The sequence below is a fragment of the Lentzea tibetensis genome (genome assembly GCF_007845675.1).
GTDB lineage: Bacteria > Actinomycetota > Actinomycetes > Mycobacteriales > Pseudonocardiaceae > Lentzea > Lentzea tibetensis.
On the sequence record NZ_VOBR01000011.1, the window covers coordinates 43472 to 63236 of the forward strand.

A 19765-nucleotide genomic window follows, 5' to 3' on the forward strand; every position below is an offset into this window, starting at 1 on the left:
GGTTGTCTAGACCTTTCATCCACGCCACGATCGGATGTGGGCCGCCCCCCGCCGCATTGGCACGTCCTGAGGGAGTCGGGGAATGAGTGGCTGGAAAGCACTGCTGGCGGTAGGCGCCCTGATCGCCTCCGTCGTGACACCGGCACCGGCCGCCAACGCGGCTGACGTGTGCGCGGTGAAGTCCCGTCCGTCGGGCAAGGTCCTGCACGGGTACTGGGAGAACTGGGACGGCGCATCGAACGGCGTGCACCCGCCGTTCGGCTGGACGCCGATCACCGACCCGCGCATCCGCCAGCACGGCTACAACGTGATCAACGCGGCGTTCCCGGTGATCCGCTCGGACGGCACGGTCCTGTGGGAAGACGGCATGGACGCGACCGTGAAGGTCCCGACACCCGCCGAGATGTGCGCGGCCAAGGCGGCGGGTCTGACGATCCTGATGTCGATCGGCGGCGCGACCGCGGGCATCGACCTGAACTCGCGGGCCGTGGCGGACAAGTTCATCGCCACCGTCGTGCCGCTGTTGAAGAAGTACAACTTCGACGGCATCGACATCGACATCGAGACCGGCCTGACCAACAGCGGCAACATCAAGACGCTGTCGACGTCGCAGGCGAACCTCATCCACATCATCGATGGCGTGCTCTCGCGGATGCCGTCGAACTTCGGCCTGACCATGGCGCCGGAGACCGCGTACGTGACCGGCGGCAGCATCACCTACGGCTCGATCTGGGGCGCGTATCTGCCCATCGTCAAGAAGTACGCGGACAACGGCCGGCTGTGGTGGCTGAACATGCAGTACTACAACGGTTCCATGTACGGCTGCTCCGGTGACTCCTACCAGGCGGGCACCGTGCAGGGCTTCGTCGCGCAGACCAACTGCCTCAACAAGGGACTCGTCGTGCAGGGCGTCACGATCAAGGTGCCGCTCGACAAGCAGGTGCCCGGCCTGCCCGCGCAGCCCGGTGCCGGTGGCGGCTACATGTCCACCGGCCTGGTCGGCCAGGCGTGGAACAACTACGGAGGCGGTCTCAAGGGCCTCATGACGTGGTCGATCAACTGGGACGGCTCGCGCAACTGGACGTTCGGCGACAACGTGAAGTCGCTACAGCGCCGCTAGTTCTCTGACGGTTGCTTCGTCCACCTCGACGCCGAGACCGGGCCCGGTCGGCACCAGCGCTCGTCCGGCGTCGAGGTGGACTGTCGTTGTGGCGTATGGAGATTCGATGAACTGCCGCCCGTTGAGGTCGACGGGCGTGCCGATGCCGAACGCGGCGAACAGGTGGAGACTCGCGGCCAGCCCGATGTCGGAGTCGGTGAGGCCGGACCCCATGAGCCGCACGCCGCAGTCCTCAGCCAGTTGGCACAACCGCCGCGACAGCATGAGCCCCCCGCTGCGCTGGACCTTCGCGATCGCCACGTCCACCGCGTCGAGCTTCACGAACGTCGCCAGGTCCGTCGGGTGCCGCAGACTCTCGTCCAGCGCGACCGGCAGCGGCGACGCCGCGCGCAGCCGCTTCTGCCCCGCGACGTCGTTGGCGGGCAGCGGCTGCTCGAACGCCGTGACGCCCAGGTCCTGCAACAGGTGCGCCATCCGGATCGCCGTGTCGCACGTGTACGCCTGGTTCGCGTCCACCCACAGCGGTGCCTCGGGCGCGGCGGTGCGCACGGCCGTCACCACGGCGAGGTCGGTGCGTTCGTCGTTGAGCCCGATCTTCACCTTGAACGCTTCGTAGCCGTGGGCTCGTCCTTCGTCGACGCAGTCCGTGACCTCGTCGGGTGTCTGCCCGGACACGATCCACGCCAGCTGGATGTCCTCGGTGCGCCGCTGCCCCCACAGCACGCCGATCGGGACGTTGAGTGCGCGCCCGAGCAGGTCGTGCAACGCCACGTCCACCGCCGACTTGGCCAGCGGGGCGCCGATCGAGAACCCGCGGTTGATGGTGCGGTCGAAGATCCGGCTGATCCCGTCGAGATCCCACACCGGCCGCCCGATGATCGCGGGCGCCAGGTAGTTCTCGATCGTCGACACGATCGACTCGGTCGTCTCGTACGTCCACGCGGGAATCGGCGTCGCCTCACCCCAGCCGTGCACGCCGTCCGCGCTCACCTTGACCAGCACGCGGATGCTCGGCGTTCCCTTCACCGCGACCGATCCGCCCGACACGCCGAAGCTGCGCACCGTCGGCAGCGCGACGGCGAACGTCTCGACGCGGTCGACTGTCAGACCGATCATTCGATCTTCCTCTCCGGGGCCGTTACCAGGTGTTTCTCGTCAACGGGCCGTTGACTCGGCCTTCTGGGTTGTGGGCGGAACGTTTGGGGTCGGAGAATCGTTGCGCAAGGAGGAAGCGCGGGGGCAGCGGGCAAGCTCCCGCCGCGGGAGTCACGGTGGTGGCCCGGCGCTGGCCGGTGGCTCGGCCCACGGGCATCCCTACAGGACGGCGTGGCCCGCAATCGGCTCGCAGCCCGGCCCGTGGCAGTCGCTCCAGGCTCGCCCGCGGCACGGTCTCGCGGCGGTGGTCGGTTACTGGCCAGCGGCACAGCCTCACGGAACTCGCCCGGAGCGCGCCAGCCCAGCCGCGGTCTGGTGCCGTCCCGCGGCACAGCCTCACGGCGGCGGCCCGGTGCTCGCCCGCAGCACGACCTGCCCCTGCACGCGCTCGACGCGAACACGAGCGGGACGCTCGGGCAGCAGCGCCATCTCCATCGCCCGCTCGCCGAGGTCTTCGAGCGGCAGCGCCACGGTGGTGAGCGGGGGAGTGAGGTCGCGGATCATCGGGATGTCGTCGAACCCGGCCAGCGACACGTCGTCCGGCACGCGCAGCCCGGCCTCGCGGAACGCGGCCAGCGCGCCGATCGCCATCACGTCCGTCGAGGCGAACACGCAGGTGGCGCGCAAGCCTCTGCGCAGCAGTTCCTGAGTGGCCTCGTAGCCGCCGTCACGCGTGAACGCGCCCTCGACGATCTGCGTCGACAGCAGGTGGATGCCCCACGAAGCGAGCGCCGACCGGAAGCCGGCGAGCCGGTCTACGACGGTCGTCAGCGACAGGGGGCCGGACAGCACGGCGAACGAGCGGTGGCCCAGTGCGAGCAACGACCGCGCGAGTTCGGCCGCGCCACCCCGGTTCTCCGGCAGCACCGCGTCCGCGCGCACACCGCGATGCCTGCTGATGACCGCGACCCGGCCGCCAGTCGCGCGGTACAGGTCGAGCTCCCTGCGCAGGGACTCCTGCCACTCGCGGTTCTCGAAACCGGAGCCGACCAGCAGCATCGCGCGCACCCGCTGGCCGCGCATCATCGACGCGTACGAGATCTCGCGCAGCGGGTCGCGGAACGTGCTGCCCAGGATGACCTGGAGGTCGTGCCGGGAGGCCGCGCGCATGACGCCGCGCGCGATGCCCGCGAAGTACGGGTCGCCGATGTCGTGGCAGATGACGCCGACACCCGCGTTCGACGACTTCGCCAGTGCTCTCGCGTGCGCGTTCGGCGAGTAGGCCAGGCGCTCCGCCGCCGCGCGGACGCGTTGTCGCAGGTCGGCGCGGACCTGGGTCGCGCCGTTGAGCGCGCGGGACGCCGTTGCGAGCGAGACGCCGGCCGCGCGGGCCACGTCGCCCAGCGTCACCTGCCCCTGTTCGGCCATATGACTCCCTTGACCGGTTTGTGAGCCGGTTCTACGTTAGCGGAAAGCGCTTTCCGAAAGCGCTTTCCGTCACCAGTGACGACAGGGATGACGACAGAGGGATGACGACAGGGAGTGCGATGGACTGGCTGGAACGGACCTGGCGTCCCGCCCTGCTGCTGGTTGCGTTCCTCGCGCTGTGGCAGGTGGTGACGGCGACCGGGTTGATCGCGCCGTACCTCGTGCCGTCGCCGGGCGACACGCTCGACGTGCTGGTCGGCAAGTGGCCGTACATCTGGCAGCACACGTGGGTCACCACCTACGAGACCGTGCTCGGGTTCGTGATCGCGGCGGTCGTCGGCGTGCTCGCCGCGGTCGCGATGGTCTACTCCGGCACGGTCGAGAAGACGCTCTACCCGATCCTGCTGTTCGCGCAGGTCATCCCCAAGATCGCGATCGCGCCGCTGTTCGTGGTGTGGCTGGGTTTCGGGTTGGGGCCGAAGGTGCTCGTGGCGGTGCTCATCGCGTTCTTCCCGGTGGTGATCTCGATGGTCACCGGGCTGAAGTCGGTCGACACCGAGATGCTGGAACTGGCGTCGACCATGGGCGGCGGGCCGCTCAAGACGTTCGTCAAGATCCGGTTCCCCGCCTCGCTGCCGCACCTGTTCTCGGGGCTCAAGGTCGCGGTGACCCTGGCCGTGACCGGCGCGGTCGTCGGCGAGTTCGTCGGCGCGAACGAAGGCCTCGGCTTCGTGATCCTCCAGGCCAACGGCAATCTCGACACACCGATGCTGTTCGCCGGCCTGATCGTCATGTCGGTCGTCGGCGTCGTCCTGTTCGTCCTGCTCGAGCTCGCGGAGCGGTTCGTGTTGCCGTGGCACGTCAGCCGCCGCGGCTCGGCCGTGACCACCACCATCTAGCGAAGGGCCTTCGATTCGATGAAGAAAATGGCCATCGTCGCCGGTGTGCTGCTACTCGCCACGGCGTGCGGAGGGGGTGACGGCGCCGCGCCGCCAGCCAACCAGCAGGCCAAGGACGCCACCCTGACGCTGAACTGGTACCCGTACGGCGAGCACGCGCCGTTCTACTACGGTCTCAAGCAGGGGATCTTCACCAAGCACGGGATCAACCTGAAGATCCAGGCCGGGCAGGGTTCCGGCAAGACCGTGCAGGCCACCGGCGCCGGCCAGACCGACTTCGGCTGGGCGGACACGTCCGCGCTGGCCGCCGCGGTCGAGCAGGGCGTCCCGGTCAAGAGCGTCGGCGTGTTCCTGCAGACGACGCCCGCGTCCGTGCAGTTCTTCACCGAGAAGAACATCAAGAAGCCCGAGGACCTCAAGGGGCTCAAGGTCGCCACGACCGCCGGTGACGCGCTCACCAAGACGTTCCCCGCGTTCCTGAAGCAGAACGGCATGCAGGACAGCGACGTCCAGATCCAGAACACCGACGCGGCGGGCAAGATGGCCGCGGTGATCTCCGGTCGCGCGGACGTGCTGCTCGGGTTCGCGTCCGACCAGGGCCCGACCATGCAGGAGAAGGCCGGGAAACCGGTGTCGTACCTCAAGTTCTCCGAGTTCGGGCTGAACTACTTCAGCAACGGCCTGCTCACGTCGAAGACGATGCTGCAGAAGGACCCGGAGCTGGTGAAGAAGATGGTCGCCGCGACCGCGGAGGCGTGGGCGGCCGCCGAGAAGGACCCGCAGGCCGCGGCCGACTCGATGAAGGGCGCGTCCGAGCAGCTGCCGTCACCGACGGTCGTGCTGGAGCAGTTCAAGACCACGCTGACCCTGCTGCACACCGACGCCTCGAAGGGGCAGGGGCCGGGCGTGAACTCCGCGGACGACTGGAAGAAGACGATTGACACGTTCGTGCGCACCGGGATCATCCCCAAGGGGCAGGATCCGGGCGCGTACTGGGAAGAGAGCGTGGCACCGAAGGGATGACCGTGACACTCGGGACGGCCGCGGTCGAAATCGACTCCGTCGCCGTGCACTTCAGGTCGAAGAAGATCGACGTGACCGCCATCCGCGAGGTCTCGCTGGACGTCGCGCCGGGTGAGTTCGTCTCGATCGTCGGTCCGTCCGGGTGCGGCAAGTCCACGCTGCTCAAGCTCGTGTCCGGGTTGCTGAAGCCGTCGAGCGGAACCGTTCGGCTGCTCGGCGACCCGGTCACCGGGCCACGCCACGACATCGGCTACGTGTTCCAGCGGGCCGCGTTGCTGGAGTGGCGGTCGGCGCGCAAGAACATCCTGCTGCAGGCCGAGATGCGCGGCATGTCGTCGGTCGACGCGGGCAAGCGGGCCGACGAGCTGATCGAGATGACCGGGCTCACCGGGTTCGAGGACGCACTGCCGCACGAGCTTTCCGGTGGCATGCAGCAGCGCGTGGCGTTGTGCCGCGCGCTGCTGCACGAGCCGCGGGTGCTGCTGATGGACGAGCCGTTCGGTGCTCTGGACGCGTTGACCCGCGAGCAGATGAACGTGGAGCTGCACCGGATCTGGCGGGAGACCGGGACGACCGTGCTGCTGGTGACGCACTCGATCGCCGAGTCCGTCTACCTGGCGAACCGGGTGGTCGTCATGACCGCCCGGCCGGGTGCGGTGCAGGAGGTCATCGAGGTGTCGCTGCCGGAGGTGCGGAGGTACTCGGAGACCATGGCACGCCCGGAGTTCAGCTCCACGGCGGCGCACATCCGCTCACTGCTCGGAGCAGGAGGATCCGACGACTAGTGCGGGCGCAGGCGGCGCGCCAGGAGTTCCTGCAGCGCGTTGGTGTGGTCGGAGAGGTGGTTGAGGCAGTCGAGCAGGTCGTCCGCCTTGGGGCCCAGCGTGTCCAGCAGTTCGGCGGTCACCTCCGCACGGGCCCGGCGGCCCTCCGCCACGGCTTCCCGGCCGCGCGCGGTGATCTCGACGAGCCGGACGCGGCTGTCGTTGGGGTCGATGTGGCGTTCCGCGTAGCCGACGCGTTCCATCTCCGCCACGACCTTGGACGCGCCTTGCGCCGTCATGCCCAGCAGGTCGGCCAGGTCGGTCACCCGGACCGGACCGGCGAGCAGGTGCTGGAACACGTAACCGTGGACCGTGCGGACCTCGCTGTGCCCGGCGTCGGCCATGCGCTGGCGGACCGCGGCGTCGCAGGCGGCGGACAGCGCGGTGAACAGCAGCGTGAGATCCCGGTCGGTTGACAGCACCGCCGGATGGTGACATCTTCAACCATGGTTTAGCAACTTCGGTTGAGGATGTGGTTCCCGATGATCTGCGATCCCGCTTTCCGTTCCGTGGTCGAGGCCTTCCGCGAGGGCGTCGGCGACGGCGGCGCGGCGTTGTCGATCACCGCGGGCGGCCGGACCGTCGTGGACGTGTGGCACGGCGACTGGGAGCGGGACACCGTCGTGAACGTCTTCTCGGTGACCAAGGGCTGGCTGGCGGCGCTCGCACATCGGCTGGTGGACAACGGTTCGCTCGACCTCGACGCGCCGGTGTCCCGTTACTGGCCGGAGTTCCGGGCCCCGGTGACCGTCGCCCAGCTGCTGTCGCACCAGGCCGGGCTGCCCGCGCTGCGCGCCGGCCTGCCCGCCGAGAGCCTGTACTCGTGGGACGCGATGACGTCCGCGCTGGCGGCCGAAACCCCTTGGTGGGAACCGGGAACCGGGCACGGCTACCACGTGGTGACGTTCGGCTGGCTGGTCGGCGAGGTGCTGCGCCGGGTGACCGGCGAGGACGTGCGCACGCTCGTCGAGACCGAGCTGGGCGTGCCGGATCTGTTCGTCGGGCTGCCCGAGCACGCGGACTCCCGAGCCGCCGAGCTGGTGAACGGCGGCGTCGCCGGTGACATGCCGATCCCGCTCCCGATCGCGGTGAAGGCGCTCGCGAACCCGCCGTCCCTGCTCGTGCCCGGCGTCGCGAACACCCTCGCCTGGCGCAGGGCGCAGATCCCGGCCGCCAACGGGCACGCGTCGGCCCGTGCGCTGGCCTCGTTGTACGGCGGACTGACGGGCCTCGACGTGCCGGTGCGCAGCGACGGGCATGATCAGGTCATGAACGGCAACACCCGGTTCGGGCTGGGGTTCATGTTGCCCAACGAGGTGCGGCCGTTCTCGCCCAACCCGCGTGCGTTCGGGCATCCCGGCGCGGGCGGGTCGCTGGCGTTCGCCGACCCCGACACGGGCATCGGGTTCGGGTACACGACGAACCGGCTCGTGATCAGCACGTCCGGTGCGGACGCCCGCTGGACGACGATGGTGGACGAGCTTTACCAGATCTGACCGCGTTCCGCCTAATGGTTCCGTGTGGTGAGAATGTGGTGTCATTCTGATAATGGGAGGTAGTCATTACTTTGTCGCCCCCTCCCTGTTACGCGATTCCGCATTAATGTGACCACAGTCACGCCGACTTGCTGAATTCTCTGGAAGATCGCTAACCTCGGCCCCGACCGCTCGGAGGGGTCGCTGAGTTCTGCTCGCGACCGCGGTCTTCAATCATTGGTGAGCTATACGTTCGTGGCCGAGGGGTGTTTGACCACTACGTTCTGGTCTTCTGGCCTGATGAGCTGACCTGAGATTCGCGTATGGCTGGGCGCTGCGCGCTGTGATTCCGCGCGCCCGCCGAGGGGTGGAAAGGCTGACAAATGAACACGGCGGAAATGTCGGGAGAGCATCATCCGCTCGTTGAGGAACTGTTCCTGGAACAAGTGGAACGGTACCCGGAAGCAATTGCGCTGGTAGAGGGGGAAGTGCGGCTCACCTATCGCGAGCTGCACCGGAGAGCGGGCCGAATCGCGGCCGGCCTGGTCGCACGCGGTGTCGGGAGAGAATCGATCGTCGCGATGGCGTTCGAACGGTCGGCCGACGCGATCGTGGCCACGCTGGCGATCGTCATGGCCGGTGGCGCGTACCTGCCGCTCAACCCGAGCTTCCCCGGCGAGCGGCTCGCGCACATGATCGCGGACAGCGGCACCGAGCTCGCGATCTGCGGCCAGGGGATCGCACTCGCCGGCGTCCCGAACACGACGCTGGCCGAGCTGGACACCGACGCGCAGGCGCCGGTGCCCGCGGAGTGGGACGGCTCGCCGCTCGCGTACGTCATGTACACCTCCGGCAGCACCGGCAGGCCCAAGGGCGTGCTGGTCGAGCAGGCGGGCATCGTCCGGCTGGTCAAGGACTCGGACTTCTTCCGGTTCGACGCCGGCGAGCGGCTGCTGCTCACCGGAGCGCTCGAGTTCGACGCGGCCACGTTCGAGATCTGGGGCTGCCTGCTCAACGGTGCGACGCTGCACGTGGCGGGCAAGGAGACGCTGCTGGTGCCGGACGCGTTGAAGAACGCGTTGCGGGACAACGGGATCACCGTGATGTGGCTGACCGCGCCGCTGTTCGGGCAGCTCGCCGAGCACGACGCGGGGACGTTCGCCGGACTGCGCACGCTGCTGGTCGGCGGTGACGTCGTGCACCGCAGGCACGTCGCGCAGCTGCACGCGCGGTTCCCCGAGCTGCGGGTGATCAACGGCTACGGGCCGACCGAGAACACCACGTTCACCACGACCTACGAGATCCCGCCCGGCGGCGAGGGCGACATCCCGATCGGCAGGCCCCTCAACCAGACCACCGTCAAGGTGCTGGACGAGCGGCGGCACCCGGCGGACCAGGGCGAGCTGTACACCGGCGGCGCCGGGCTGGCCAGGGGATACCTGAACAACCCCGAGCTGACCGCCGAGAAGTTCGTCGTGATCGACGGCGAGCGCTACTACCGCACCGGCGACCGGGTCACCGTCGACGCCGACGGGCTGATCTGGTTCCACGGCCGCGTCGACGACCAGGTCAAGATCCGCGGGCACCGGGTCGAGGTCAAGGAGACCGAGTCCGTCCTGCTCCGGTGTGCCGGTGTGGTGGAGGGCTGCGTCATCGTCAGCGCGGACGACACGGGCAAGTTCCTCAGCGCGTACGTCGTGCTGGCGCCGGACACCGGCCTGCTCGACGTCACCGCCGAGCTGGCCACCAAGCTGCCCGAGTACATGCGGCCCGAGCACGTCGTCGTCATGGAACGCCTGCCGCTCAACCCGAACGGCAAGGTGGACAAGGCGAAGCTGCCCCGGCCGCGGACCGAGCAGCACGACCACTCGGACCTCCCGGAAGGCCAGCGGCAGCTCGCCACTCTGTGGGCCGAGGTGCTGCGGGCCGGCCGGATCCGGCCGAGCGACGACTTCTTCGAGCTGGGCGGCAACTCGCTCGCCGTCGGCGCGCTGCTCGGCAGGCTCGCCGCGCGGCACGGCGTGCACCTGCCGTTCAAAGAGGTCTTCGCGAACCGGACGCTCGCCGCGATGGCCGACGCCGTGTCGAAGGCCGCGACCAGGGAGCTCGCACCGATCCACGCCGTCCCCGACGGCGTGCCCTCGGAGCTGCACCCGCAGCAGCGCGGCCTGCACACGCACTGGCAAGTCGACGAGAAGTCGTTGGCGTACAACGTTCCCGTCCGGCTCGACATCACCGGCCCGGTCACCCCGCGCGGTGTGCGCGAGGCACTCGCCGAGTTGGTCGACCGGCACGACGCGCTGCGCACCAGGTTCGTCGGAACGCGGCAGGTCGCCGACTCCGGCGTCACCGTGCAGCTCGTCGAGTCGCAGTACATGCGCGACGAGGACGTGGTGCGCGCGTTCGTCCGGCCGTTCGACCTCACCAAGGCGCCGCTCGTGCGCGCGCTGCTGGTGCGGGTGGACCACGCCCGGCACCGGCTCTACCTGGACGTCCACCACGTCGTGTTCGACGGGGTGTCGCTGGGGATTCTCGTGTCGCAGCTGACGGATCTGCTGGCCGGCGTCCGGATCGGCACGCCGCGCTGGCGCTACGCGGATGCGTCGCAGTGGTGCGCGGACCGGATCGCGGACGGCACGTTCGCCGCAGACGGGCGGTACTGGCTGGAGACGCTGGCCGACCCGCCGCGACTCGACCTGCCGACCGACCACCCGAGACCCGAGGTCCGCAGAACGGCCGGCGCGACCGTTCGCCGCAAGTGCTCGAACGAGCAGGTCCGCCGGATCGCGCAGCGGGCGGGCACCACGGACTTCGTGGCGTTGCTCAGCGCGTACTCGGCCGTCCTGATGCGGTTGTCAGGACAACGCGACATCGTTGTCGGCAGCCCGACGAGCGGCCGCGTGCACCCCGACTTCGACGGCGTGGTCGGCATGTTCGTCAACACCGCCGCGCTGCGGATCGGCATCGACGAGCAGGCGAGCCTCACCGACCTCGTGCACGCGACGAAGCAGCGGCACGCCGAAGCCCTCGAGCACCAGGCGTTCCCGTTCGACGACGTCGTCGCCGGGCTGGGGCTGCCGCGCGACCCGAGCCGGTTGCCGCTGCTGGACGCGTTCTTCGCGTTGCAGAACATCGACTTCTACACCTTCGAACGCGACGAGCTGCGCGTCGAGGTCGAGCTGCTGCACCCGCACTCGTGCCGGTTCGACCTGAACCTCCAGGCCTACCAGCGTCCCGAGGGGATCGTGCTCGAGCTCGAGCACAACACCTCGCTGTTCACCACGGCGTCCGCCGAGTACCTGCTCAGCCGGGTCACCGACCTGCTCGACGAGCTGGACAGCGCACCGGACCACGCCGTGTTCGACCAGCCGGCGTCCATCGGCGCCACATCGACAGCCCACGCCGACTTCACCTTCTAGAAGGACTTCATGACCAGCGCATTGCAGGCACAGCAGGCGTTCCGCGCCCATCCTGCACAAGAGGAGTACTGGACCAACCGGCACCGCGAGTGGGTCGAGCCGGTGGTGGCCGTCCGCGACCACCTCAGAGGCGACGCCGGAGAGCCCGTCACGCTCGCGGCCGACGCCGGTGACGCGGCCGCGCTGATGCGGCTCACCAACGGCGATCCGCTGCTGCTCAGAGTGGTCGCCGCCGCGGTCGTCGCGGTCGTGGCCGCCCGCACCACCGACCGCGACGACGTGGTGGCGTTCGCGCCCGCGCTCGCGGAGAAGTTCGGCACGCCCAACCGCACCGTCCCCCTGGGCATCCAGGTCGCGCGGGACGCGAGCGCGCGGCAGCTCCTCGGCGCCGTGCGCGCCGCGTTCCTGGAGACCGAGCCGAACCTCGACGTGCCGGTCGGGGTCCTGCTCGACCGCGCGGGCTCCCGCCCGACCGACTTCATGTCCGCTGTGGACGGTGAGATCGACGGCGACGACGCGGACCGCGCCGGAACCCCGTTGCTGTTCACGCTGATCACCGAGCCCGCGCTGCGGGTGGCGCTGCGCTACGACCCGGTGCTGTTCACCGACGCCACCGCGCGCAGGCTGCTCGACGCCTACCGGACCGTCCTGCACACGATCACCACGCGCCCCGCGGTCACGGCCGCCGAGCTGCTCGCCCCGACCGAGCACGAGCTCGCCCTGCTGACCGGCGCGTTCAACGACACCGAAGCCGAGTTCCCGGCGAGCAGGCTGCTGCACTCGTTCCTGGAGGAACGGGCGCGCGAGCACCCCGACCACGTCGCGATCGCCGACGACGGCACCACGTACGCGCAGCTCAACTCCGCCGCGAACCGGCTCGCCCGCACGCTGCGCGACCGCGGCGTCGGCGCGGGCAGCATCGTCGGCGTCTGCGTGCCCCGGTCCGGGATGATGCTGACCGCGATCTACGCCGTGCTCAAGGCCGGTGGCGCGTACCTCCCGGTCGACCCGACGCTGCCTGGCAACCGGATCGAGTACCTGCTCGACCACAGCGGCACCGAGCTCGTGCTCGCCACGCCGTCCACCGCGGACGTGCTGGCAGGCGCGCACGTGCTCGACCTGTCGGACATGGGGAACTGGGACCACGACGACACCGACCTCGAGCCGGTGACCGGGCCCGACGACGCCTGCTACGTCATCTACACCTCGGGTTCGACGGGGCGCCCCAAGGGCGTCGTCGTCGAGCACCGCGCGATCGTCAACCGGCTGTGGTGGATGCAGCGCGCGTACCCGCTGACGCCGGACGACGTGATCCTGCACAAGACGCCGTTCACGTTCGACGTGTCGGTGTGGGAGATCTTCTGGTGGTCCATCGCCGGTGCGACGGTCGCGACGCTGCCCAACGGCGCCGAGCGCGACCCGGCGCAGATCGCGGCCCGGATCGCCGAGTGCGGCGCGACCACGATGCACTTCGTGCCCACGATGCTGCACGCCTTTCTGACCTACAACGCCGGCGCGGACCTGTTGTCGTCACTGCGAACCGTGTTCGCGAGCGGTGAGGCGCTGGCCGTCGGGCACGCCGGGGACTTCGCCCGGATCCTGCCCGACGCGCAGCTCGTCAACCTGTACGGGCCGACCGAGGCCGCAGTTGACGTGAGCTTCTTCGACTGCGACACCGTGGACGCGACGCGGTCGGTGCCGATCGGCAAGCCCATCGACAACATCCGGTTGTCCGTCCGCACGCGCAACGGCGCGCTGGCGCCGATCGGCGTGCCCGGTGAGCTGTGCATCGCCGGTGTCGGCCTCGCGCGCGGCTACCTGCACGCACCGGAGCTCACCGCCGAGCGGTTCGTGTCGTTCGACGGCGAGCGCAACTACCGCACTGGCGACCTCGCGCGCTGGCTGCCCGACGGCACGATCGAGTACCTGGGCAGGCTCGACACCCAGGTCAAGATCCGCGGCTACCGCATCGAGCTGGGCGAGATCGAACACGTCGCGTCGAAGGCCGCCGGTGTGGCGGAGTGCGCGGTCACGGCCGTCACCGAAGGCGACGACAAGGCGCTGGTCGCCTACGTCGTGGCCGGTCCCGGCTTCGACGAGTCCGCACTGCGCGCCGCCCTGTCGGCCGAGCTGCCGTCGTACATGGTGCCGCAGTTCGTGCTGACCGTGCCCGAGATTCCCGCCAACCACAACGGGAAGCGCGACCTGTCTTCGTTGCCGCGTCCGTCGCGGCAGGCGAACGAGGACTTCGTCGAGCCCGCCACCGAGGTGGAGCAGCTGCTCGCGCGGGTCTGGTCGGACGTGCTCGGTGTCGAGCGGGTCGGCGCGCGGGACGGGTTCTTCACGCTCGGCGGTGACTCGATCCTCGGCATCCGCGTCGTCGCGGCGCTGCGCGAGGCGGGCTACGAGCTGACCGTCGGCGACGTGTTCGCCCACCAGCGACTCTCGGACCTCGCCGCGGTGGTGCGCAAGGCCTCAGCCGCGGTCGTGGTGTCCGAAGAGGACTGCTGGGAGTGGCGCGCGTCCGCGCTGCAGGTCGGCATGATCTACCACTCCAGCCTGGAGACGGACGTCCCCGTCTACCACGACATCTTCCGCTACGAGATCGCCGTCGAGCGGGTCGACCTCGCCGCGCTGGTCGCGTCGTGGGAGTGGCTGGCACGCAGGCATCCGGTGCTGCGCAGCAGGTTCGACGTCGACCGGATGGTCGTCGAGGACGCGCCCGCGCTGCCGGTCGAGGTGCTCAACGGCGTCGACCCGGCCACGTGGGCCGAGCAGGAGAAGCGACTTCCGGTCGACCCCACGATCGCACCGGCGTACCGGGTGCGGTTCTTCGTCACCGGGCCGGACAGGGTGGTGCTCGGGCTGAGCTTCCACCACGCGATCCTGGACGGCTGGAGCGTCGCGACGCTCGTCGAGGAGTGGTGCCGGGCCTACGCGGACCTGCTCGCCAGCCGTGAGCTGGACCCGCCGCGGTCCGGTGCGGTGCTGCAGCAGCGGTACGCCGAGCTGGAGGTCGCGGCGGAGGCCGACGAGCGGCAGATCGAGTTCTGGCGCGCCGAGCTGGCGGACAGCCAGATACCGGAGGTCCCGCGGCTGGCGTCCGGCGGTTCCGCCGAGGTCGTGGTGCGCGGCAGGGACATCTCCGCGCGGCTGATGGAGACGCTGAAGCAGCGGGCCGCCGAGTGGTCGGTGCCGCTCAAGAGCGTGTTCGTCGCCGCGCACCTGCGGGTGCTGGGCATGGTCGCGAACCAGCGCGATGTCGTCACCGGGTTCGTCACCAACGGCCGCCCCGAGGTCGACGGCGCCGAGCACGCGCTCGGCATGTTCCTCAACACGCTGCCGTTCCGGCTCGACCTCGACCCGGAGCTGACCTGGCGCGAGCTCGCCCAGCGGTGCTTCACGCAGGAGCAGAAGCTGCTGCCGCACCGCTGGTTCCCGCTGCCCGCGATCCAGAAGCTGCACGGCGCACCGGCGTTCGAGGTGATCTTCAACTTCACGAACTTCCACGTGCACCAGGGTTCCGCGGTCACCTCCGTCGAGTACTTCGAGCAGACCAACGCGCCGCTCGTCGTCTACGTCGGCTCGAACTCGTTCACCGGGAAGTGCCAAGAACCGGTGTGGCAATGTCGGATCGGGCACGACCCTGCCAAGTTCACCGCGGAGCAGGTCGAGCGCTACCTCGGCTACTACCTGGGTTGCTTCGAGGCGCTGGCCGCATCCGGAGACGCGCCGTGGGTGGACACGGTTCCGTTGTCCGCGGACGAGAAGGCCCAGCTGCTGCCGGCCATCGCCCGGCCGGACGCGCCGCAGCTCGACGGGTGCCTGAGCATCGGCGAGCGCTTCGCGGCGATGGTGGGCAAGCACGGTGACCGCGTCGCGGTGTCGTGCGGCGACCGCAGCCTGACCTACCGCGAGCTGGACCGCCGCGCGGGTGTGCTGGCCGCGCAGATGGGTGTTCAGCCCGGCGACCTGGTCGGCCTCGCGCTGGAGCGCGACCTGGAGATGGTCGTGTGCATCGTCGCCACCATCAAGGCCGGCGCGGTGTACGTGCCGATCGATCCCGGCTACCCGGAGGACCGGATCCGCACGACCGTCGAGGACGCGGACGTGCGACTGCTCATCGGCACGCCCGAGGTCTGCGCGTTGTTCCCGGAACGTCGGACCATGGATCGGATTCCCGAGGCCGGCGAGGAGCTCGCCGCCCGCGAGGTCGGCCCGGACGCGCCCGCGTACGTGATCTACACGTCCGGTTCGACCGGCAAGCCCAAGGGCGTGCAGGTGACGCACGGCAACGTGCTGCGCCTGTTCGGCCAGACCGACGACTGGTACGGCTTCACCGAGCAGGACACGTGGACGCTGTTCCACTCGTTCGCGTTCGACTTCTCGGTGTGGGAGCTGTGGGGTGCGCTGCTCTACGGCGGTCACCTCGTGGTGGTGCCGTTCTGGGTGAGCCGCTCGGTCGACGACTTCGCGGATCTCCTGGTCTCGCAACGCGTGACCGTGCTGAACCAGACGCCGTCGGCGTTCGGTCAGGTGAAGCAGGCGATCATGGACCGGGTCGGTCCGGCCGAGGTCGCCCTGCGGTACGTGGTGTTCGGCGGTGAGGCGCTGGACTTCGCGAGCCTCACCGACTGGTTCGGCCACTTCGGCGACGCCCGCCCGCGGCTGGTCAACATGTACGGCATCACCGAGACGACCGTGCACGTCACGTACCGCCCGGTGTGCGCGGCGGACACGACGTCGCCCGGCAGCATGATCGGCGAGCCGATCCCGGACCTCGGCACGTACCTGATCGACGAGCGCGGCAACCCGGTGCCGCTCGGCACGACCGGGGAGATCGCGGTCGCCGGTGGCGGTGTCGCGCTCGGCTACCTGAACCGGCCGGAGGAGACGGCGAAGCGGTTCGTGTCGCTCGACCTCGGCGACGGGCCCGCCCGCGTCTACCGGTCCGGCGACCTGGCGCGGCGGCTGCCCGGCGGCGACGTCGAGTACCTCGGCCGCGGCGACGCGCAGGTCAAGATCCAGGGCTACCGGATCGAGATCGGCGACATCGAGTTCGCGCTGAGCTCGCACCCGGCGATCGCGTCCGTGCTGGTCATCGCGTTCACTCGGCGTTCGGGCGGCAAAGCCCTCGCGGGGTACTACGTGCCGGCCGCGGACGTCGACCAGACCGCGTTGCGCGAGTACCTCGGCGAGCGGCTGCCGTCGTACATGGTGCCGAGCTTCCTCGTCGAGGTGGACGCGTGGCCGTTGACGATCAACGGCAAGATCGACCGGAAGGCGTTGCCGGATCCCGAGCAGCAGGTGGCTGTCTCGGGCACGCATGCCGCGCCGCGCAACGAGGTCGAGACGGCGATCGCGGCCATCTGGCAGGACGTGCTCGGTGTGCCGCAGGTCGGCATCGACGACGCGTACTACGAGCTGGGCGGCGACTCGCTGCAGGGCATCCGGCTCGTCGGCGCGCTGCGCAAGGCGGGGTTCGACGTGCCGCTGCACGAGCTGCTGCGGTTGCAGACGATCCGGGCGCTGGTGGCCGTCGTCGGCACGGCCGAGGAGTCGGCCGATGCCAGCGAGCCGTTCTCGCTGCTGTCCGAGCCGGACCGGGCGGCGCTGCCGTCCGGTGTCGTGGATGCGTACCCCGCGACGCAGCTCCAGCTCGGCATGATCTTCCACACCGACCTCGATCCGGCGCAGGCCGCGTTCCACGACCTGATCACCTACCGGATCGCGCTGCCGTTCGACCGCGCGGTGCTCACCGGGCTGGTCGAGACGATGGTCGAGCGCAACGAGGTGCTGCGCACGTCGTTCGCGGTGACCGGCTACTCGCGGCCGTTGCAGCTGGTGCACGAACGCGGCGAGGTCAACGTGTCCGTGCACGATCTGTCCCATGTGGACGAAGCGCACCAGTCCGCGTTGCTCGACGACTGGTTCGACGCGGAGAAGAGCACCGGGTTCCTGTGGAGCGCGCCGACCCAGATGCGGTTCTTCGTGCACCGCACCGGTTCCGGCTCGTTCGCGCTGTCGGTGAGCTTCCACCACTCGATCATCGACGGCTGGAGCTTCTCCGGCCTGATGGCGCGGCTGCTGGAGGACTACCGCAGGTTGCTCGGGGACCTGCCTGTCACCGAGGTACCGGAAGTGCCGCTGGCGTACCGGGACTACGTGCAGCTCGAGCTCGAGGCGCAGGAGTCCGAGGAGGCGCGTGCCTACTGGACCGGGCTGCTCGCGGACGCGCCGTACACGAAGCTGCCGCGGCTGCCCGAGCCCGGCGCGCGGTGGGCCGAGACGGAGCTGACGCTCGACGAGGAGCAGTACGCGCGGCTCGTGGAGATCGCCGGGCGGCACAAGGCGTCCGTGCGGCACCTGTGCCTCGCCGTGCACTTCCGGGCGTTGTCGCTGATCAGCCGGATGGACGACGTGACGTCCGGTGTGTTCGGCCACGGCCGCCCCGAGCACGAGGACGCCGAGCGGATGGTGGGGCTGTTCCTCAACATCGTGCCGCTGCGGGCGCGGGTGTCCGGCCGGTGGGAGGAGCTGATCGCGGAGATCGTGCGGCTCGACCACGAGCACATCCCGCACCGCCGGTTCTCGCACGCGTCCATCCAGCGCGCGATGGGCGGTGGACGGCTCGTCGAGACGGCGTTCAACTTCGTCAACTTCAGCGCCTACTCGGACCAGCTCGGCGAGCAGGTCATCAGCGGCCTCAAGTGGTTCGAGCACTCGGACTTCGCGCTGCTCGTGACGTTCAACGCCGACCTGTTCTCGCAGAAGCTGAACGTGACCTTCAACGCGGCGGCCCGCGTGCTCGGCGCCGACGCGGTGCGCACGGTCGCGTCCGTCTACGAGGCGGTGCTGTCCGACCTCGTCGTCGACGACCTGCTGGCCGCGCTGCCGCCCGCACCCGACGGTCAGCCGGACGGCTACGACCGGATCGGTGCCGGGCAGGCGCGAATCGACCGCGCGCTGCTGAGGTCGTTGATCGACGAGCTCAGCACGGACGGCGTCGTCGACTCGCTGACGGCGGTGCGGGTCATGCACGAGGCGAGGTCCCGGTTCGGTGTTTCCGTTCCGCTGCAAGCGATTCTGATGGAGCGGTGATGCGCGCAACCTTCTCGACGATCCTGCTGAGCTCGCTGGGATCGACCGTCCTGTGGCTGCTGCTGGTGCCGTACTTCGGTGCGGCCACCCAGTCCGAGGGGCTCGTCGGCCTGCTCGGCATGGAACGCCAGGTGCTCGGCGTGCTGGGCGCCCTCGTGGTCGGCGTGTGGGCCGACCACGGCCGGGTCGGCCACAAGTTCGCGCTGCTGCAGGGACTCCAGCTCGTGCTGGCCGTCGTGTTCCTGCTCGTGCCGGACGCGGGCCCCGAGTTCGTCCTGGTGTGGACGGCGCTGCGGTTCGCGCTGGTGGGCGCCAGCTCGGTGCTCGCGTACCGGCTGCTCGCGGACGTGTCCGGGTCCAGCTCGCAGGGCGCGGTGCTGCAGATGGTCACCTCACCGCAGGGTGCCATGGTGTTCGCCGCGGTGATCTGCGTGGCGATCCCGGCCTGGACGTCGCACACCCTCGTCGCCGCGCTGCTGTTCGACGTCGTGAGCAGCGTTGCGGTGATCTGGATGCTGCTGCGCAGGCGGTCCGCCGACACCGGCTCGCTCGCGTTCGAGTGGCAGCGGGTGCCGGTGCGGATGGGCGCGGCCGTGCGCGGGTTCTGGATGCGCGAGCTGTGGCCGTGGAACCTGCTGCAGATCGGGTTCCTGGCCACGCTGTCCGGGATGATGGTCTACGCGGCCGTGATCGCCCAGGGGCAGCAGCTCGTGCCGACCGGGATCGCCTTCCCCGCCGCGTGGTTCTTCTACGGCCTGACGTTCTGGGTGACGGCTCCGCTGCTCAAGCGCGCCCGGTCGTGGGCGCTGGTGTTCGCCGGTGTGCTGGTGGCGTGCGGTGTGGTGGGTGCTCTCGTCTCCGCGTTCACCGTCCACATGGGACTGTACGTGGTGCTGACGTTCGTCAACGCCTACTGGATCCACTACACCAACGCGCAGGTGCTCGAACGGGCGCCGGTCGAGCAGCTGGGTCAGATCAGGGCGAGCATGATCTTCTACCTCGGCCTGGTGTTCGGGGTGGGGGAGCAGGTCGTCGGCGTGCTGCTGGAGCACGGCGGCCTGGCGTTGTTCGGCGTCGCGCACGCCGTCGGCGGTGCCCTGCTGATCTGGGCGGTGCTGTCGATCAAGCCTGCACGATCGTGTTCTGAGCAGCTACCAGTCGCCACCGACCGTCTTCCTTCGCCATCACGTACATAGGGCTCCCCTCCGGCTCACCCTCGACGGGCTTCCCGTCGAGGGTGACCGAACGCTGGCGCAACTTGACCGCGGCGACGTCCGGGCGGATGAAGAGCACCTGGGCGACGACCCGCTTGATGGCTTCGATGTCGTTCATGCGACCAGCCTCGTACCTCCAGTGCTCTGGAGGTCAAGTCAGGGGTTGC

Annotated in this window: 12 protein-coding genes; 8 read left to right on the forward strand and 4 right to left on the reverse strand. The window is 69.6% G+C overall.

The genetic code is table 11. From position 1 onward, the window contains the following. The first annotated feature begins 82 nt into the window (after positions 1 to 82). Complete coding sequence (locus tag FKR81_RS18605; protein WP_146353350.1) at positions 83 to 1120, forward strand: chitinase; 1038 nt, start codon at positions 83 to 85, stop codon at positions 1118 to 1120. On the opposite strand, the gene FKR81_RS18610 is transcribed toward FKR81_RS18605, so the two are convergent. After that, entirely contained in the window at positions 1106 to 2236 is a 1131-nt protein-coding gene (locus FKR81_RS18610) for a mandelate racemase/muconate lactonizing enzyme family protein (RefSeq protein WP_146353351.1), read from the reverse strand. The genes FKR81_RS18605 and FKR81_RS18610 overlap by 15 nt on opposite strands. 375 nt (positions 2237 to 2611) lie before the next feature. Beyond that, positions 2612 to 3643, reverse strand: coding sequence for a LacI family DNA-binding transcriptional regulator (locus FKR81_RS18615; protein ID WP_186763042.1), 1032 nt, complete (start codon positions 3641 to 3643; stop codon positions 2612 to 2614). Between the two features lie 119 nt (positions 3644 to 3762). Between FKR81_RS18615 and FKR81_RS18620 the strand changes: the two genes are divergently transcribed. Genes FKR81_RS18620 through FKR81_RS18630 form a run of 3 tightly spaced genes read left to right on the forward strand, consistent with a single transcriptional unit; the run spans position 3763 to position 6350 of the window. Then, positions 3763 to 4542, forward strand: coding sequence for an ABC transporter permease (locus FKR81_RS18620; RefSeq protein ID WP_235921632.1), 780 nt, complete (start codon positions 3763 to 3765; stop codon positions 4540 to 4542). Positions 4543 to 4569: 27 nt separating this feature from the next. Further along, the gene (locus FKR81_RS18625; RefSeq protein WP_328593148.1) at positions 4570 to 5565 is read left to right on the forward strand and encodes an ABC transporter substrate-binding protein; all 996 of its coding nucleotides are present in this window, start codon (positions 4570 to 4572) and stop codon (positions 5563 to 5565) included. Next, positions 5562 to 6350: an ABC transporter ATP-binding protein gene (locus FKR81_RS18630; protein WP_146353354.1), complete on the forward strand. Its 789-nt coding sequence runs from the start codon at positions 5562 to 5564 to the stop codon at positions 6348 to 6350. The genes FKR81_RS18625 and FKR81_RS18630 overlap by 4 nt, the downstream gene beginning before the upstream one ends. On the opposite strand, the gene FKR81_RS18635 is transcribed toward FKR81_RS18630, so the two are convergent. Beyond that, positions 6347 to 6811: a MarR family winged helix-turn-helix transcriptional regulator gene (locus tag FKR81_RS18635; RefSeq protein ID WP_222598318.1), complete on the reverse strand. Its 465-nt coding sequence runs from the start codon at positions 6809 to 6811 to the stop codon at positions 6347 to 6349. The two genes, FKR81_RS18630 and FKR81_RS18635, sit on opposite strands and share 4 nt — an antisense overlap. A 60-nt stretch (positions 6812 to 6871) precedes the next feature. Here FKR81_RS18635 and FKR81_RS18640 point away from each other — a divergent pair, with 60 nt between their 5' ends. From FKR81_RS18640 to FKR81_RS18655, 4 genes are all read left to right on the forward strand, one after another. Further along, positions 6872 to 7885 carry a serine hydrolase domain-containing protein gene (locus tag FKR81_RS18640; RefSeq protein ID WP_222598319.1) on the forward strand — a complete coding sequence of 338 codons (1014 nt, stop codon included), beginning with the start codon at positions 6872 to 6874 and terminating at the stop codon, positions 7883 to 7885. 377 nt (positions 7886 to 8262) lie between these two features. Then, positions 8263 to 11283 (forward strand): amino acid adenylation domain-containing protein, encoded by a 3021-nt coding sequence (locus FKR81_RS18645; RefSeq protein ID WP_268891572.1) that lies wholly within the window; start codon positions 8263 to 8265, stop codon positions 11281 to 11283. A gap of 9 nt (positions 11284 to 11292) precedes the next feature. Further along, complete coding sequence (locus FKR81_RS18650; RefSeq protein WP_146353356.1) at positions 11293 to 18384, forward strand: non-ribosomal peptide synthetase; 7092 nt, start codon at positions 11293 to 11295, stop codon at positions 18382 to 18384. Next, complete coding sequence (locus tag FKR81_RS18655) at positions 18384 to 19580, forward strand: MFS transporter (protein ID WP_146353357.1); 1197 nt, start codon at positions 18384 to 18386, stop codon at positions 19578 to 19580. Before FKR81_RS18650 ends, FKR81_RS18655 begins: the two co-directional genes overlap by 1 nt. Here the strand turns inward: FKR81_RS18655 and FKR81_RS18660 are convergent. Beyond that, positions 19507 to 19716 carry an SgcJ/EcaC family oxidoreductase gene (locus tag FKR81_RS18660; RefSeq protein WP_146353358.1) on the reverse strand — a complete coding sequence of 70 codons (210 nt, stop codon included), beginning with the start codon at positions 19714 to 19716 and terminating at the stop codon, positions 19507 to 19509. The two genes, FKR81_RS18655 and FKR81_RS18660, sit on opposite strands and share 74 nt — an antisense overlap. Between the last annotated feature and the right edge of the window lie 49 nt (positions 19717 to 19765).

Bases quoted from the DNA above. Each gene is read 5' to 3' on its own strand.
- FKR81_RS18605 (WP_146353350.1), top strand. From the start codon at position 83: ATGAGTGGCTGGAAAGCACTGCTGGCGGTAGGCGCCCTGATCGCCTCC.
- FKR81_RS18610 (WP_146353351.1), bottom strand. From the start codon at position 2,236: ATGATCGGTCTGACAGTCGACCGCGTCGAGACGTTCGCCGTCGCGCTG.
- FKR81_RS18615 (WP_186763042.1), bottom strand. From the start codon at position 3,643: ATGGCCGAACAGGGGCAGGTGACGCTGGGCGACGTGGCCCGCGCGGCC.
- FKR81_RS18620 (WP_235921632.1), top strand. From the start codon at position 3,763: ATGGACTGGCTGGAACGGACCTGGCGTCCCGCCCTGCTGCTGGTTGCG.
- FKR81_RS18625 (WP_328593148.1), top strand. From the start codon at position 4,570: ATGGCCATCGTCGCCGGTGTGCTGCTACTCGCCACGGCGTGCGGAGGG.
- FKR81_RS18630 (WP_146353354.1), top strand. From the start codon at position 5,562: ATGACCGTGACACTCGGGACGGCCGCGGTCGAAATCGACTCCGTCGCC.
- FKR81_RS18640 (WP_222598319.1), top strand. From the start codon at position 6,872: ATGATCTGCGATCCCGCTTTCCGTTCCGTGGTCGAGGCCTTCCGCGAG.
- FKR81_RS18645 (WP_268891572.1), top strand. From the start codon at position 8,263: ATGTCGGGAGAGCATCATCCGCTCGTTGAGGAACTGTTCCTGGAACAA.
- FKR81_RS18650 (WP_146353356.1), top strand. From the start codon at position 11,293: ATGACCAGCGCATTGCAGGCACAGCAGGCGTTCCGCGCCCATCCTGCA.
- FKR81_RS18655 (WP_146353357.1), top strand. From the start codon at position 18,384: ATGCGCGCAACCTTCTCGACGATCCTGCTGAGCTCGCTGGGATCGACC.
- FKR81_RS18660 (WP_146353358.1), bottom strand. From the start codon at position 19,716: ATGAACGACATCGAAGCCATCAAGCGGGTCGTCGCCCAGGTGCTCTTC.